The sequence below is a fragment of the Pseudomonas sp. ANT_J28 genome (assembly GCF_008370005.1).
In the GTDB taxonomy this organism is placed as follows: Bacteria; Pseudomonadota; Gammaproteobacteria; order Pseudomonadales; family Pseudomonadaceae; genus Aquipseudomonas; species Aquipseudomonas frigoris.
The window spans coordinates 31,034-45,998 of sequence record NZ_VOBM01000022.1; the positions used below are offsets into that span (position 1 = coordinate 31,034).

The following is a 14,965-nucleotide window of genomic DNA, read 5'->3' on the forward strand; positions in this document are numbered from 1 at the left end:
GCCAACCAGCGTCGAGCCATCCCTGGTCCCCTGTTTTGCCCATCAGGCAAAAATCCATACCAGCCCCTGCATCGCCAACCACGCAAACACCCCGGCTAATACGTCATCGAGCATGATCCCGACGCCACCATGCACATGCCGGTCGATCCAGCGAATCGGCCACGGCTTGAGGATGTCGAAGAAGCGGAACATCAAAAACCCCGCCAGCAACCAGTACCAACCTTCCGGCACCAGCCACAAGGTGATCCACATCCCGACCATTTCATCCCAGACGATGCCTTCGTGGTCGTGCACCCGCAAATCGTCGGCGACCTTGCCGCACAGCCAGAAGCCAAACAGCATGGTGATGCCGAGCATCAGCCAGTAGCCCCAGTCGGGCAGCATCTGCCACAACGGGATAAAGGGTAACGCAACTAACGAACCCCAGGTGCCCGGTGCTTTTGGCAAGGTGCCCGAGCCGAAGCCGAACGCCAGGAAATGCCATGGATTGCGCCAGACCGAGGGCGGTACGAATTCCGCCGGGACCTGTTTGGGATGATCTGTCACGGTGTCTCCCGAAAATGTTGATAACCCCGGGTTTGCGGGGTGATGTCTTGACCGTCGGCGTCCAGCAGCACTACGCCCTGCCCCGTCACAACACGGCCGACCACATGGATCGGCCAGCCGTCGCTCAACAATTGCGGCAACTCGACGGATGGCAAGGTAAAGGCCAGCACGTAATCATCACCACCGCTCAGGGCCGCGATTTCTGCACCCGATTGACCGAGGAAGGTGACCAAAGCGTTCGACAATGGCAGCGTGTCCCGTTCAACCTGAATGCCGACCTTTGACGCGAGGGCAATATGCCCGCAGTCCGCGAGCAGGCCGTCGGAGATGTCCAGCGCCGAGGTGGCTTTGCCGCGCAGCGCCATTCCCAGCCCAAGCTGCGGCTGCGGTGACCAGTAATGTGCCAGCAGCGGATCAGCGATGGCGGCTTCCGCCGTCCGCTGGCCGAGCACCAGCGGCAATGCCCCCGCCGCGTTGCCAAGCTCACCGCCAACGCACAGCAAGTCGCCAGGCTGCGCACCGCTGCGGGTCAACGCCAGACCTGCCGGCACACGACCGAACACGGTCATCGTCAGGCTCAACGGTCCACGGGTGGTATCACCGCCCACCAGCGCCACACCACAGCGCTGCGCCATGATATTCAAACCACGGGCGTAGGCGTCCAGCCAATCGGCGGTCACCGTCGGCAAAGTCAGAGCAAGGGTAAAGGCAACGGGAGTGGCGCCCATGGCAGCCAGATCGCTGACGGCCACGGCCAGCGAGCGCTGACCGAGCAGAAACGAGTCGCAAGGATCTGCGAAATGCACACCGGCAACCAGTGTGTCGGTGGAAATGGCCAACTGCTCCCCGGGAGGAACAGCCAGCAAGGCGCAGTCATCGCCGATCCCAAGGGCAACGCCTTCGCCGCCTTGCGCACAGGGCGCGGCGGCGAAGAAATTGCGGATCAGCTCAAACTCGCCCATGGCTGAGACAAAGTATTCAAGCGCCGATTAGCGCTTGAACGCCTTCACTTCAGCTTCACGCAGACGCGGGGCCAGCTTGTCGAGTACACCGTTGACGAACTTGTGGCCGTCGGTGGAACCGAAGACTTTCGCCAGCTCGATACCTTCGTTGATCACAACGCGGTACGGCACGTCGACGCGCTTGATCAGCTCCCAGGTGGACAGGCGCAAAACCGCCAGCTCAACCGGGTCCAGCTCTTCGATCGTAATGTCCAGGCATGGCGCCAGGGCAGTATCGATCTCGGTGCGGTGCGCCGGAACGCCGTGCAGGATGTCGTGAAAGTAAGCGGCATCGACATCGCTGAAATCGTTATCGACCCGAAACTGCGCTTCGATCTCGTTCAAAGATTGCTTGGCCATGTGCCATTGATACAGCGCCTGAGTCGCGAGCTGACGGGCTTCGCGACGCTTGACGCTTTTCGATGGCTTGCCGGCATCCGCAGGCTTTGGATCGCGCGGGTTGAAACGATCGCTTTCGTCGCTAATCACTTGGCCTCCAACTGCGCCAGCAGGCTGACCATTTCCAGAGCGGACAGGGCAGCTTCAGCACCTTTGTTACCGGCCTTGGTGCCGGAACGTTCGATGGCTTGCTCGATGGAATCGACGGTCAGCACGCCAAATGCGACTGGAACGCCGAACTCCATGGACACCTGGGCCAGGCCCTTGGTGCATTCGCCAGCCACGTATTCGAAGTGCGGAGTACCGCCACGAATGACCGCGCCCAGGGCGATGATTGCCGCGTATTCGCCCTTCTGAGCGACTTTCTGCGCAACCAGCGGGATTTCGAAGGCGCCAGGTGCGCGGATGATGGTGATGTCGCTTTCGCTCACGCCGTGGCGAACCAGGGCATCAACTGCACCGCTGACCAGGCTTTCAACGACGAAGCTGTTGAAACGGCCTACTACCAAAGCGTAGCGGCCTTTAGGGGCGATGAAGGTACCTTCGATGGTCTTCAGGGTCATTCGTTAGATCTCTTAAAGAGCCGGGACGCGTTTTCTACGCGTCCCTCAGTGATGTGTTAACCGCGAATCAAGGACTGGAAACAACCGGTCATTATTCGGAGGGCACGTATTCTACAACTTCCAGATCGAAACCGGATATCGCATTAAATTTCATTGGCGCACTCATCAGGCGCATTTTGCGTACGCCCAGGTCCCGAAGGATCTGCGAACCGGCACCAACGATGCTGTAGGTGGTCGGTTTTTTCGCCGGTACGTGCTCCGCGGTTTCGCGGATATGCGCCAGCAACACGTCGCCATCGAGCGGGTGACCGAGCAACAGCACGACGCCGCTGCCCGCCTCGGCAACCGCGGCCATCGCGGCGCGCAGGCTCCAGCGGCCAGGTTGTTTGACCATCAACAGGTCGCGCAGCGGGTCCATGTTGTGCACCCGAACCAGGGTCGGCTCTTCTGCGCACACGGTGCCCAGGGTCAGGGCCATGTGCACGTCGCCTTCCACGGAATCACGATAGGTCACCAGGTTGAATTGGCCCAGTTCGCTGTCGAGCGGCTGCTCGGCAATCCGCTGAACGGTACGTTCGTGGATCATCCGGTAGTGAATCAGGTCGGCGATGGTGCCGATCTTGATGTTGTGTTCGGCAGCAAACGCTTCCAGTTCCGCGCGGCGGGACATGGTGCCGTCGTCGTTCATCACTTCGCAGATCACGCCGCTTGGCTCGAAACCGGCCATGCGCGCCAGGTCGCACGCCGCTTCGGTGTGGCCGGCACGGGCGAGGGTGCCGCCAGCCTGGGCCATCAACGGGAAGATGTGACCGGGGCTGACGATGTCTTCAGCCTTGGCGTCTTTTGCGGCAGCAGCCTGCACGGTACGCGCACGGTCGGCGGCAGAAATGCCGGTGGTCACGCCGGTGGCTGCTTCGATGGACACGGTGAACTTGGTGCCGAAGCCGGAACCGTTACGCGGTGCCATCAACGGCAGCTTCAGCAGTTCGCAGCGCTCGCGGCTCATCGGCATGCAGATCAGGCCACGGGCGTGCTTGGCCATGAAGTTGATGTGTTCAGGCTGGCAGCACTCGGCGGCCATGATCAGGTCGCCTTCGTTCTCGCGGTCTTCGTCATCCATGAGGATGACCATCTTGCCTTGGCGGATGTCTTCAACCAGTTCTTCGATGCTATTGAGCGCCACAAGGCACCCCCCTTCTTTCGAAATTTGAGCTTCAGGATTTGAGGTAGCCGTTTTGGGCCAGAAAGCTTTCGGTGATGTTACCTGGCCTTTGCGAAGAGTCGCTTGGCTCTGCGGCCTTGTCGCCCAACAACAGGCGCTCCAGATAACGTGCCAGCAAGTCAACTTCGAGGTTCACCCGGCGACCTGGCTGGTAAGACGCCATGATGGTTTCGCTCAGGGTGTGCGGAATGATCGTCAGCAGGAACTCGGCGCCATCGACCGCGTTCACGGTCAGGCTGGTGCCGTCGACGGTGATCGAGCCTTTATGGGCGATGTACTTGGCCAGTTCCTTTGGAGCGCGGATGCGAAACTCCACAGCGCGAGCATTCTCGGTACGGGCAACCACTTCACCCACGCCATCGACATGGCCGCTGACCAGATGCCCGCCGAGGCGAGTGGTCGGAGTCAGGGCTTTTTCCAGGTTGACCGGGCTGCCGCTTTTCAGATCATTCATGGCGGTGCAGTCGAGGGTTTCGCGACTGACGTCCGCCGCAAAGCCGTTGCCTGGCAATTCAACCGCTGTCAGACACACGCCGTTGACCGCAATGCTGTCGCCCAGTTTGACGTCGCTCAGATCGAGCTTGCCGGTTTCTACGTGTACCCGCACATCTCCGCCTTTTGGGGTCAATGCACGAATACTGCCGATGGATTCGATGATGCCGGTAAACATGGAGTCCTCCTCGAGAACAGGGCCGTCGCGGGGCGCAGGCCCGGAATTATACGCTCGCCGCTGGCGAAGGAATGGCGATGACTCGCCAGTCATCGCCAACCGCGCGAATTTCGGTGATTTTGAGTTCAGGCGCATCCTTCATTTGCGCGAGCGGCCAATCCAGCAACGGACGCGCAGACGAACCTAAAAACTTGCCAGCGATGAAAATCTGAAACTCGTCAACCAGCCCTTGCTGAGCGAAAGCCCCGGCGAGACGCGGTCCCGCTTCGACCAACACTTCGTTGACCCCACGGGCGGCGAGTTCGACCAGCAGTTTGCGCAGGTCGACCAAGCCATCCTCGCCCGCCACGATCAGGCATTCCGGACCGTTGGCGTATTGCTCCTCGATCGCCATGCACGTGGCGACCAGCGCCGGGCCAGCCTTGAAGAACGGCGCGTCCAGCGGCACTCGCAGGCGACCGTCGATCAACACACGCAGCGGCGGACGGCTCATGGCCAGGGCCGTTTGCTCAGGATCCAGGCCTAGTTCATCCGCACGCACGGTGAGACGGGCGTTGTCTGCCAGCACCGTGTCGGCGCCGGTCAACACTACGCTGGCCTGTGCGCGCAGGCGTTGCACCGCAGAACGCGCCGCAGGACCGGTGATCCATTGGCTTTCGCCGCTTTCCATCGCTGTCCGGCCGTCGAGGCTCATGGCCAACTTGACCCGCACGAACGGCAAGCCGTGCTCCATGCGCTTGAGGAAACCTTCATTGAGCTTGCGCGCTTCGCCTTCCAGCACGCCGCTTTCGGTAGCGATGCCGGCCTGGGTCAGGCGCTGCATGCCACGACCGGCAACCGACGGGTTCGGGTCTTGCATCGCCGCGACTACCCGAGCCACACCCGCATGTACCAGCGCATCCGCACAAGGCGGCGTCCGTCCGTGGTGGCTGCAAGGTTCGAGGGTCACGTAAGCGGTGGCGCCTCGAGCCTTATCGCCGGCGGCGCGCAGGGCGTGGACTTCGGCGTGGGGTTCGCCGGTGCGCACGTGCCAGCCTTCGCCGACAATTTGCCCATCACGCACGATCACACAGCCCACCCGAGGGTTGGGGTGTGTCGTGTAATGACCTTTGCGCGCCAGTTCCAGCGCGCGGGCCATGTAATGGGCGTCGAGGATGGCAAGTTCTACAGAGGTGGTCATTCTTTCACCGGCTCTCTGGCCAGGCGATCGATCTCTTCGCGGAACTCGTTGAGGTCCTGGAAGCGCCGATACACGGAGGCGAAACGAATGTAGGCGACTTCGTCGAGCTTTTGCAGCTCGGCCATCACCAGTTCACCGACGACAAGGGATTTAACCTCTCGCTCACCGGTGGCGCGCAGTTTGTGTTTGATGTGCACCAACGACGATTCCAGGCGCTCGACACTCACCGGGCGCTTCTCCAGCGCACGCTGCATGCCGGCGCGGAGTTTTTCTTCGTCGAACGGCTGGCGACTGCCGTCGGTTTTGATCAGGCGCGGCAACACCAGTTCGGCCGTCTCGAACGTCGTGAAACGCTCGCCGCAGGCCAGGCATTCACGCCGGCGGCGTACCTGTTCGCCCTCGGCGACCAGACGCGAGTCGATGACCTTGGTGTCGTTGGCACCGCAGAAGGGACAGTGCATGGTGGCAGGCAACAAAAAAAGGGAGGGCCATGGTAGCGCATCCCCGTGGCAAGACAAGCCATAGGGTTTGCGGTATACAGACGGGCTATAGAGCTAGATCCATGGATTTCACCTTGCTGGAGCCGAAAATGTCCCTAAGACCGCTCGTTTTGCTCAGTCTTTTCAGCCTGCTGGTGGCCTGCAGCAGCGATGCGCCCAAGCCCCAGCCGCCGACGCCAGGCCCGGCGCCGCAACAGGCGCAGAAGAAAGCCAAGGAGTCAGCCAACCTCGGCCCGCTGCCTGCTTATCAGCGTGAATTGAGCGGCACCCTGCAAGGCGTGCCGGCCGACGCCGAAGTCGAACTGGCGCTGATGGTGATCGACGAAAAGGGCCGCCCGCAACAATTGCTGGCCAGTTCCAGCCTGATCGGCACCAATCAGGTTCTGCCGTTTCACCTGCGTTTCAACCCGGAATCCTTCCCGGTCGGTGCCCGCGTTGAACTGCGGGGCCGCGCCAGCCAGTCCGGCCAGCTGATTTTGCATCTGCCGTCGCAAGTCATCAGCCAGCCAACGACGCAAGTGCTGGGTCAGCTGCAATTCGTCAAAGCGCCATGATTGCACCGCTCGACCTGCAACAGGCGCTAGGTGAACTGCTCGGTGACGCACAGCTGGTTGCCTGTGAATTACCCGATACCGACTTGAAGCTTTGGCTGATCGACGGCGACAACATGGACCGCGCGTTCAGCCCGGAAGAAACCCGGCGAATTCTCCATGACCCGCCTTATTGGAGTTTTTGCTGGGCCAGTGGGCTGGCGGTCGCCCGTTATCTCGCCGAATTCCCTGAGTGGGTCAAAGGCAAACGGGTGCTGGATTTCGGCGCCGGTTCCGGGGTGGCGGGGATTGCGGCGGTGAAGGCCGGAGCGCTGGAAGTGGTGGCCTGTGACCTCGATCCGCTGGCGATTGCGGCGTGCCGAGCGAATGCCGAACTCAATGACGTACACCTCAACTACTCGACGGATTTTTTCGCCGAAGCGGATCGCTTTGATCTGATTCTGGTGGCCGACGTGCTGTACGACCGGGCGAATCTGCCGTTGCTCGATGAATTCTTGAGTCGCGGCCAGGAGGCCCTGGTGGCCGATTCGCGCGTAAGGGATTTTCGCCACCCGTTGTATCAGCGCATCGAGAGGCTGGAAGCGATGACCTTGCCCGATCTGGCCGAGCCCGAAGAGTTTCGGCATGTGAGCCTTTACCATGCGCGGCGCGTTTAGAAGCTTCGCGAGCAAGCCCGCTCCCACAGTTGACCGCATTCCCCTGTGGGAGCGGGCTTGCTCGCGAAAGCGTCCTGACAGACGACGCATCACCAACGGCCACCCCGCTTTCAGCCACACCCCACCAAGTCGTATAGTTGCCCCATTCACGCTTTTACGAGATCCCCCATGAGTCAGGAAACGCCGTACATCTTCGACGCCACGACTGCCGATTTCGAGCAGTCGGTGATCGAGAACTCTTTCCACAAACCGGTGCTGGTGGATTTCTGGGCCGAATGGTGTGCGCCGTGCAAGGCGTTGATGCCAATGCTGCAAACCATCGCCGAGAGCTATCAGGGCGAGTTGCTGCTGGCCAAGGTCAACTGCGACGTCGAGCCGGACATCGTTTCGCGCTTCGGCATTCGCAGCCTGCCGACGGTGGTGCTGTTCAAGGACGGTCAGCCGGTGGATGGTTTTGCCGGTGCACAGCCGGAATCCGCCGTGCGCGCGATGCTTGAGCCTCACGTGCAAATGCCGCCACCGGCTGCTGCCGACCCGTTCGAACAGGCTCAGGCGCTGTTTGATGACAACCGCTTTGCCGACGCCGAAGCCACACTGAAAGTGCTGCTGGGCGAAGACAACACCAACGCCCGCGCACTGATCCTTTACGCTCGCTGCCTCACCGAACGTGGCGAGCTGGGTGAAGCGCAAACCGTCCTCGACGCGGTCAAGAGCGATGAGTACAAGGCCGCCCTGGCCGGCGCCAAAGCGCAGATTCAGTTTCTCGGCCAGGCCAAGGATTTGCCGGATGCGGCAGACCTGAAAGCGCGCCTGGCAAAAAATCCGCAGGACGATGAAGCGGTTTATCAGCTGGCGATCCAGCAACTGGCCCGTCAGCAGTACGATGCGGCGCTGGATGCGTTGCTCAAGCTGTTCGTGCGCAATCGCAGCTACAGCGAAGGCCTGCCGCACAAGACCTTGCTGCAGGTGTTCGAACTGCTGGGCAATGATCACCCGCTGGTGACCACGTACCGCCGCAAGTTGTTTGCTGCGCTTTATTAACCTGCGTTGATCCAGCTGTAGAGCGGCGTATCTCCGCCGCTCGTCACTTTCACATCAGAGCAATGGCGCAGTCGCACCAACAGGCGTTTGCCTGACGCCGCGCTGCCGGTCAATCCTTCCAACTGATCCAGCAAATCCGGTCCGCTCAATTGCCCGGCCTTGCGCAGCAAATCCTTGGCGATTTGCCACAGCGCATCATCCTGATTGATCGGTTTTGCCGGCACAGCACTGGCCTCGAGGTTCACCACCTGCAACTGCGCACCAAGCCGTGCCCAGTCGCCGTCATCCATCTCCAGCGTCAAATCCACCGGCCAGTCGCCGATGCTTCCGCGTATACGCAACATGAGTCTGCTCCTGCACATTTCTGACTTGCATGCTCCCATGGGACTTGTGCAACGCCAAGCAGGCAGTCAAACTCTCGGCACTTTCGTTATAAGATCACATAACAAACTGTTCATTTTACTTTCCGGAGACCCGCCATGCGCCGTCTGCTTCTCGCTCTGCCGTTTGCCCTGTTGCCGCTCGCTGTCGCCCACGCTGCCGATGAACATGATCATGAGCACGGCAGCCTCGGCGCCCACGAACATGGTGTCGGTCGCTTGAACGCAGCGCTGGACGGTCAGTCCCTGGAGCTGGAACTGGAAAGCCCGGCGATGAACCTGGTGGGTTTCGAACACGCCGCCACCACCGACGCTGACAAAGCCAAAGTCGCCGCCGTTCGTGCGAAGCTAGAGAAACCGCTGGTGCTGTTCAACCTGCCGAAAGCCGCCGGTTGCGTGGTTGCGACTCAGGAACTGGAAAGCCCGTTGTTCGGCGACAAGCCGGATGCCGATGATGATCACGATGAGGAAGGCAAGGACGAGCATCACCACGACCACAGCGAAATCCACGCCCATTATCAATTCAGTTGCTCGGCACCCGGCGCGCTGAAAAACCTGGACCTGGCGAACATCTTCAACACCTTCCCGGCGACCCAGAAAATTCAGGTACAACTGATCAGTCCGAGCGGGCAGCAAGGCGTAGAGGTGACGGCCAAGGCTGCCGCCCTCAAGTTCTGAGTTCACTGAAGATCTAATGTGGGAGCGGGCTTGCTCGCGAATGCGGTGTGTCATGCAACATTGATGTCGACTGACACACCGCATTCGCGAGCAAGCCCGCTCCCACAGGGTTCACCACCAATCTGACCGGTTTCACATGACCCAAGCACTCATCGAACTGTCCGACCTGGGCTTCAGCTGGCCCGGGCATCCGCCGCTGCTGGACATCCCGGCGTTTCGTCTGGAACCTGGAGAAACCCTGTTCCTCAAAGGCCCCAGCGGCAGCGGCAAGACCACCCTGCTCGGCCTGCTCGGCGGTGTGCAGAAGCCTGATCGCGGCAGCATCCGATTGCTGGGCCAGGAGCTGACCGAACTCTCGGCCGGCGCTCGCGACCACTTTCGGGTCGATCACACCGGCTACATCTTCCAGCAGTTCAACTTGCTGCCGTTTCTCTCGGTGCGCGAGAACGTCGAGTTGCCCTGCCACTTCTCCAAAGTGCGCGCTCAACGGGCGATCCAGCGCCACGGCAGTGTCGATCAGGCGGCGGCCACCCTCCTCGCCCACTTGGGTTTGAAGGATCAAAACCTGCTCAGCCGCCGTGCCGATTCGCTGTCCATCGGCCAGCAACAACGGGTTGCCGCTGCGCGTGCATTGATCGGTCAACCAGAACTGGTCATCGCCGACGAACCGACCTCCGCCCTGGATTACGACGCTCGCGAGAATTTCATTCGCTTGCTGTTCGCCGAATGCCGCGAAGCCGGGTCGAGCCTGCTGTTCGTCAGCCACGACCAGAGCCTGGCACCGCTGTTCGATCGCCACCTGTCGCTGGCCGATCTCAATCGCGCCGCCACCCCGTCCGAGGTTTGAGATGTATTTGTTTCGTCTAGCCATGGCCAGCCTGGCTAACCGCCGCTTCACCGCGATCCTCACTGCGTTTGCCATCGCCCTGTCGGTCTGCCTGCTGTTGGCCGTGGAACGGGTGCGCACCGAAGCCAAGGCCAGTTTCGCCAGCACCATCAGCGGCACCGACCTGATCGTCGGCGCCCGTTCCGGCTCGGTGAATCTGTTGCTGTACTCGGTGTTTCGCATCGGCAACGCCACCAACAACATCCGTTGGGACAGCTTCGAGCACTTTGCCAACAACCCGAAAGTGAAGTGGGCAATTCCGATGTCCCTCGGCGATTCCCATCGCGGTTACCGCGTGATGGGCACCACCGAGGCGTACTTCGAACACTATCAGTACGGTCATCAGCAACACCTGGAACTGGCCGACGGCCGCGCCTTCGCCACCGATCCGTTCGAAGTGGTACTCGGTGCCGAAGTGGCCGATGCGCTGCACTACAAACTCGGTGACAAACTGGTGCTGGCCCACGGCGTGGCGGTGATCAGCCTGGTCAAACACGACGACAAGCCGTTCACCGTGGTCGGCATTCTCAAACGCACCGGCACCCCGGTGGACCGCACATTGCACATCAGCCTGGGCGGTATGGAAGCGATTCACATCGACTGGCACAACGGCGTGCCGGCGCGCGGCAACGGTCGGATCAGTGCCGATCAGGCACGCAACATGGACCTGACGCCGCAAGCGATCACCGCGTTCATGCTCGGCCTCAACAGCAAGATTTCGACCTTCGCACTGCAGCGTGAGATCAACGAATTCCGGGGTGAGCCGATGCTGGCGATCCTGCCGGGCGTGGCGCTGCAAGAGCTGTGGAGTTTGATGAGCACGGCGGAAAAAGCCTTGTTCGTGGTCTCGCTGTTCGTGGTGCTGACCGGGCTGATCGGCATGCTCACGGCAATCCTCACCAGCCTCAACGAACGCCGTCGGGAGATGGCGATTCTGCGTTCGGTGGGGGCCCGACCGTGGCACATCGCGACGTTGCTGGTGCTGGAGGCGTTTGCCCTGGCGCTGTCCGGGGTGATCGCCGGTGTGGCGCTGCTATATGTGGGCATAGCGGCGGCCCAAGGTTATGTGCAAGCCAATTACGGCTTGTACCTGCCGCTGGCCTGGCCGAGCGAATATGAATGGACGCTGCTCGGTGGCATTCTGATCGCCGCGTTGCTGATGGGCAGCGTGCCGGCCTGGCGCGCGTATCGCCAATCCCTGGCCGATGGCCTGTCGATCCGTTTATGAGGAGGTTGAACATGCCCCGCGCTGTGCTTGCGCTGTTGATGCTGGTTGCCTTGCCCCTGTGGGCGGCCGAGCCGAAAGACCTGACCTGGTCAGAAATGATCCCGCCGAACGCCGCGCCGGAAGTGCCGAACATGACGCCGCTGCACGACCTGTCGCAGATGGGCAGCGCGTTGGCCGCCGAATCGGCACCCGCGGCCAAGCAAGACATGCCCAATGCGCCGGTGGTGAAAAGCCTCGACGGTCAGCACATTCGGCTGCCGGGCTACATCGTGCCGCTGGAAGTGAGTGAAGAAGGTCGCACCACCGAGTTTCTGCTGGTGCCTTACTTCGGCGCCTGCATCCACGTGCCGCCACCGCCGTCGAACCAGATCGTGCACGTCAAAAGCGAGGTGGGTGTGAAGCTCGACGAGTTGTATCAGCCGTACTGGATCGAAGGAGCATTGCAGGTCAAGGCATCCAGCAGCGAATTGGCCGACGCCGGGTATCAGATGGAGGCGGACAAGATTTATGTGTATGAATTGCCGGAGTGAACCCGGTGGTTCTGTGTTGTTTGATCGATCGCTTTCGCGAGCAAGCCCGCTCCCACAGTTGATCTGTGCATCAACACAAATCAACTGTGGGAGAGGGCTTGCTCGCGAAGAGGCAATCAGCCGCACCACAAAAAACGAGCCATCACTGTTTCATTGAGCTGAGTCAAAAGACCGTATCAGACGGCTCCGTACCATTGGACATCGAATATTTTTAACGTCCTTTGGAGCTCTCCATGCACAAGTCTTTGCTCAGCGCTTCGCTGTTTGCCCTCGCGCTCGCAGCACCGCTAGCCTACGCCCACGAAGCCGGCGATATCATCGTTCGTGCCGGTGCAATCACCGTCAACCCGAAAGCCGACAGCTCCAGCGTCAAGGTTGATCAAGGCCCGCTGAAGGGTGCCGATCTGGGTGGCAAGGCCACCATGAGCAGCGACACGCAATTGGGTTTGAACTTCGCTTACATGCTCAACAGCCACTGGGGGATCGAGCTGCTGGCGGCCTCGCCGTTCGAGCATGACGTGAAGATCAAAGGCACCGCCCTGGGCGCCGCCAACGGCAAACTCGGTACGCTGAAACACCTGCCGCCGACGCTGAGCGTTGTGTATTACCCACTGGACGCGAAGTCCGCCTTTCAGCCGTATGTCGGCGCCGGTATCAACTACACCTGGATCTACGACGAGCACGTTGGCAGCGAAGCCAGCGCCAACGGCTTCAGCAATTTCAAGGCGGATAACTCCTGGGGTATGGCGTTCCAGGTCGGCGCCGACTACATGCTGACCGACAACATCATGATCAACGCCCAGGTGCGCTACATCGACATCGACACCACCGCGACCGTGCAAAATAACGCAGTGGCACAGGGCACTCGCGCCAAGGTCGATGTGGACGTAGACCCGTTCATCTACATGGTTGGCCTGGGTTACAAGTTCTAAAATTGCCGCATAAAAAAAGGTGCCTCGAAAGGCGCCTTTTTCATGGCCGCGAAAAATTCAGCGCCCCAATAACCGCGCCAGGCCGACACGCATCGGTGTCTGCTCCGGGTAGGTAAAGCGCTCCAGCAAACGCTGATTGTTCGCTCGCGAGTGGCGGATGTCACCGGAGCGCGCCGGGCCATAGCTCACCGGCGGCAATTGACCGACTACCGCTTCAAGGGCTTCAAGCATTTGCTTGAGGGTCGTGGCCTGGTTCCAGCCGACGTTCACCGCGCCGACTTCGACCTGCGGTTTCTCGATCGCTTGCACCAACAAGTCGACCAGGTCTTCGACGTAGACGAAATCGCGAGTCTGCTCACCGTCACCGAACACCGTGATCGGCAGGCCCTTCTGCGCGCGCTCGCTGAAAATGCTGATCACCCCGGAGTACGGCGAGGAAGGATCCTGGCGCGGGCCGAAGATGTTGAAGAAGCGGAAAATCACCGGCTCCAGACCATGCTGGCGACGGTAAAAATCGAAGTAGTGCTCGCTCGCCAATTTGTCCGAAGCGTAGGGCGTCAACGGTGCCTTGGGCGTGTCTTCGTCGATCGACTCGCTTTCGCCATTGTTGCCGTAGACCGCTGCGCTGGACGCGTACAGTACCCGCTGGACGCCGGTCTGGCGCATAGCTTCACAGACATTCAGCGAGCCAATGAAATTGCTCTGGTGAGTCTTCACCGGGTCATCCACCGACGCCTGCACCGACGCTACCGCCGCGAGGTGCGCCACAGCGCTGCAACCGACCATCGCCTGCGCAACCAGCGCGGCATCGGCGACATCGCCCACGATCAGTTCGACGCCGGGATTGTCCAGCGGCAAGTTGCTGCGTTTGCCGGTGGAGAGGTCATCGAGAATGCGCACCGAATGGCCCTTGGAGAGTAAGGCGTCGGTGAGGTGCGAGCCAATGAAACCGGCGCCGCCGGTGATTAAAACAGGGCCGTCAGCCATGGCGATAAAACCTATCCAGTAAGCCCGGGAGTGCCGCACGCCAGGCGCGGGGCTTGATCCCGAAAGTGTGCAGAATTTTCTTGCAGGCCAGCACCGCGTGTTGCGGTTCTTCGGCGGCGTCGGGCCGGGCGGCGTGAGCCTGGGCGGTCGGCGCTTCGATGGCCAGCGGGTGCAGCGCGCGTGCTTCGGTGAGGATCGCCTGCCCAAGTGCCAGCGGCGTGGTCGCCTCATGCCCGGCGTAATGGTAGGTGCCCCACAGCGGCGCCGAGCAATCGAGTTGCTTGAGGACCGAGATGATCACCCGCGCGGCGTCATCCACCGGCGTCGGATTGCCCCGGCGGTCATCGGCCATCAGCAATTCTTCAGGTAGTTCGGCGCGACCGAGGAATCGTCCGAGAGTGCCGTCGGGACTGTCATCCAGCAGCCAGCCGAATCGCAGCAACACGTGTTGCGGGCAGGTGGCGCGGACGCTTTGTTCGATCCGCCACAAGGCCTGACCGCGCAGGCCCAGGGGCACCGGTTCGTCTTTTTCGCTGTAGGCCGTCGCCCGGGAACCATCAAACACCCGATAGCTCGACGGTTGCAGCAGCACGATGTTGTGATGCTGGCACAGTTCGGCCAGACGCTCGATCGCCCGCTCCTGACCAGCCAGACGTTGTTCGCTGACCGTCTCCGCCTGAAACCAGTCGAAGTAATAGGCGAGGTTGATCAACGCGTCCGGACGGGTGTCGTCGAGCAGTTGCGTCAGGGTTGCGGCGTCCCAGCCGTCTTGCGGTGGGCGGGGGGCGAGGAAGCCGATGTCTTCCTCCGCACCGAGGCGAATCAGCGCCTGCCCAAGGGCATTTCCGCCGCCCAGTAACATAAGGCGCATTCGCATAGAGTCAGCAGGCCCAGTCTGATTGAAACAATGGCTTTATCGACACCGCTCGCGGGCGATGCCGTCGATAGTTGCCGGAATCGTTGCATTTTGCGGGTTTAGTGCGCAACCGTCATCCGTAAAGTGTAGATACCTGAG

The 14,965-nt window shown here is 61.1% G+C and carries 19 protein-coding genes; 8 read left to right on the forward strand and 11 right to left on the reverse strand.

Annotated features, from left to right (window positions below; all coding sequences use genetic code 11):
• Positions 1–42: 42 nt before the first annotated feature.
• The 8 genes from FQ187_RS16725 to nrdR all read right to left on the reverse strand — a co-directional run bounded on the left by FQ187_RS16725 (position 43) and on the right by nrdR (position 6,042).
• Positions 43–546, reverse strand: a complete 504-nt coding sequence (locus tag FQ187_RS16725) for a phosphatidylglycerophosphatase A (protein WP_003228639.1) — start codon at positions 544–546, stop codon at positions 43–45.
• Positions 543–1,508, reverse strand: a complete 966-nt coding sequence (gene thiL / locus FQ187_RS16730; RefSeq protein WP_149630350.1) for a thiamine-phosphate kinase — start codon at positions 1,506–1,508, stop codon at positions 543–545. Before thiL ends, FQ187_RS16725 begins: the two co-directional genes overlap by 4 nt.
• A gap of 27 nt (positions 1,509–1,535) precedes the next feature.
• Positions 1,536–2,036, reverse strand: coding sequence for a transcription antitermination factor NusB (gene nusB / locus FQ187_RS16735; RefSeq protein WP_007944234.1), 501 nt, complete (start codon positions 2,034–2,036; stop codon positions 1,536–1,538).
• Complete coding sequence (gene ribE / locus FQ187_RS16740; protein WP_003185938.1) at positions 2,033–2,509, reverse strand: 6,7-dimethyl-8-ribityllumazine synthase; 477 nt, start codon at positions 2,507–2,509, stop codon at positions 2,033–2,035. Before ribE ends, nusB begins: the two co-directional genes overlap by 4 nt.
• Before the next feature lie 91 nt (positions 2,510–2,600).
• Positions 2,601–3,692 (reverse strand): bifunctional 3,4-dihydroxy-2-butanone-4-phosphate synthase/GTP cyclohydrolase II, encoded by a 1,092-nt coding sequence (gene ribBA, locus FQ187_RS16745; RefSeq protein WP_033059428.1) that lies wholly within the window; start codon positions 3,690–3,692, stop codon positions 2,601–2,603.
• A 31-nt stretch (positions 3,693–3,723) separates the two neighbouring features.
• Positions 3,724–4,401: a riboflavin synthase gene (locus tag FQ187_RS16750; RefSeq protein WP_149630351.1), complete on the reverse strand. Its 678-nt coding sequence runs from the start codon at positions 4,399–4,401 to the stop codon at positions 3,724–3,726.
• 46 nt (positions 4,402–4,447) lie between these two features.
• Entirely contained in the window at positions 4,448–5,581 is a 1,134-nt protein-coding gene (gene ribD, locus FQ187_RS16755; protein ID WP_149630352.1) for a bifunctional diaminohydroxyphosphoribosylaminopyrimidine deaminase/5-amino-6-(5-phosphoribosylamino)uracil reductase RibD, read from the reverse strand.
• Positions 5,578–6,042 (reverse strand): transcriptional regulator NrdR, encoded by a 465-nt coding sequence (gene nrdR, locus FQ187_RS16760; RefSeq protein WP_003228656.1) that lies wholly within the window; start codon positions 6,040–6,042, stop codon positions 5,578–5,580. The genes ribD and nrdR overlap by 4 nt, the downstream gene beginning before the upstream one ends.
• 128 nt (positions 6,043–6,170) lie before the next feature.
• Between nrdR and FQ187_RS16765 the strand changes: the two genes are divergently transcribed.
• The 3 genes from FQ187_RS16765 (at position 6,171) to trxA (ending at position 8,329) form a co-directional block, all read left to right on the forward strand.
• Positions 6,171–6,635, forward strand: coding sequence for a hypothetical protein (locus FQ187_RS16765; protein ID WP_149630353.1), 465 nt, complete (start codon positions 6,171–6,173; stop codon positions 6,633–6,635).
• Positions 6,632–7,288 carry a methyltransferase gene (locus FQ187_RS16770; protein WP_149630354.1) on the forward strand — a complete coding sequence of 219 codons (657 nt, stop codon included), beginning with the start codon at positions 6,632–6,634 and terminating at the stop codon, positions 7,286–7,288. The genes FQ187_RS16765 and FQ187_RS16770 overlap by 4 nt, the downstream gene beginning before the upstream one ends.
• Positions 7,289–7,456: 168 nt before the next feature.
• Positions 7,457–8,329, forward strand: a complete 873-nt coding sequence (trxA, locus tag FQ187_RS16775; protein WP_149630355.1) for a thioredoxin — start codon at positions 7,457–7,459, stop codon at positions 8,327–8,329.
• On the opposite strand, the gene FQ187_RS16780 is transcribed toward trxA, so the two are convergent.
• Positions 8,326–8,673: a hypothetical protein gene (locus tag FQ187_RS16780; RefSeq protein WP_149630356.1), complete on the reverse strand. Its 348-nt coding sequence runs from the start codon at positions 8,671–8,673 to the stop codon at positions 8,326–8,328. The genes trxA and FQ187_RS16780 overlap by 4 nt on opposite strands.
• 135 nt (positions 8,674–8,808) lie before the next feature.
• Between FQ187_RS16780 and FQ187_RS16785 the strand changes: the two genes are divergently transcribed.
• The 5 genes from FQ187_RS16785 (at position 8,809) to FQ187_RS16805 (ending at position 12,963) form a co-directional block, all read left to right on the forward strand.
• The gene (locus tag FQ187_RS16785) at positions 8,809–9,387 is read left to right on the forward strand and encodes a DUF2796 domain-containing protein (protein WP_149630357.1); all 579 of its coding nucleotides are present in this window, start codon (positions 8,809–8,811) and stop codon (positions 9,385–9,387) included.
• A gap of 136 nt (positions 9,388–9,523) precedes the next feature.
• Positions 9,524–10,234 carry an ABC transporter ATP-binding protein gene (locus FQ187_RS16790; RefSeq protein ID WP_149630358.1) on the forward strand — a complete coding sequence of 237 codons (711 nt, stop codon included), beginning with the start codon at positions 9,524–9,526 and terminating at the stop codon, positions 10,232–10,234.
• A 1-nt stretch (position 10,235) separates the two neighbouring features.
• Positions 10,236–11,501: an ABC transporter permease gene (locus tag FQ187_RS16795; RefSeq protein WP_149630359.1), complete on the forward strand. Its 1,266-nt coding sequence runs from the start codon at positions 10,236–10,238 to the stop codon at positions 11,499–11,501.
• 11 nt (positions 11,502–11,512) lie between these two features.
• A complete protein-coding gene (locus FQ187_RS16800; protein ID WP_149630360.1) occupies positions 11,513–12,031 on the forward strand; it encodes a DUF3299 domain-containing protein in 519 nt (172 codons plus the stop codon).
• 233 nt (positions 12,032–12,264) lie between these two features.
• On the forward strand, positions 12,265–12,963 hold the full coding sequence (locus FQ187_RS16805; protein ID WP_129440797.1) for an OmpW family protein: 699 nt from the start codon (positions 12,265–12,267) through the stop codon (positions 12,961–12,963).
• A gap of 57 nt (positions 12,964–13,020) precedes the next feature.
• On the opposite strand, the gene FQ187_RS16810 is transcribed toward FQ187_RS16805, so the two are convergent.
• Both FQ187_RS16810 and FQ187_RS16815 read right to left on the reverse strand, forming a co-directional pair.
• Positions 13,021–13,950: an NAD-dependent epimerase/dehydratase family protein gene (locus FQ187_RS16810; protein ID WP_149630361.1), complete on the reverse strand. Its 930-nt coding sequence runs from the start codon at positions 13,948–13,950 to the stop codon at positions 13,021–13,023.
• Positions 13,943–14,827 carry a sugar nucleotide-binding protein gene (locus FQ187_RS16815; protein ID WP_046053235.1) on the reverse strand — a complete coding sequence of 295 codons (885 nt, stop codon included), beginning with the start codon at positions 14,825–14,827 and terminating at the stop codon, positions 13,943–13,945. Before FQ187_RS16815 ends, FQ187_RS16810 begins: the two co-directional genes overlap by 8 nt.
• Positions 14,828–14,965 lie beyond the last annotated feature (138 nt).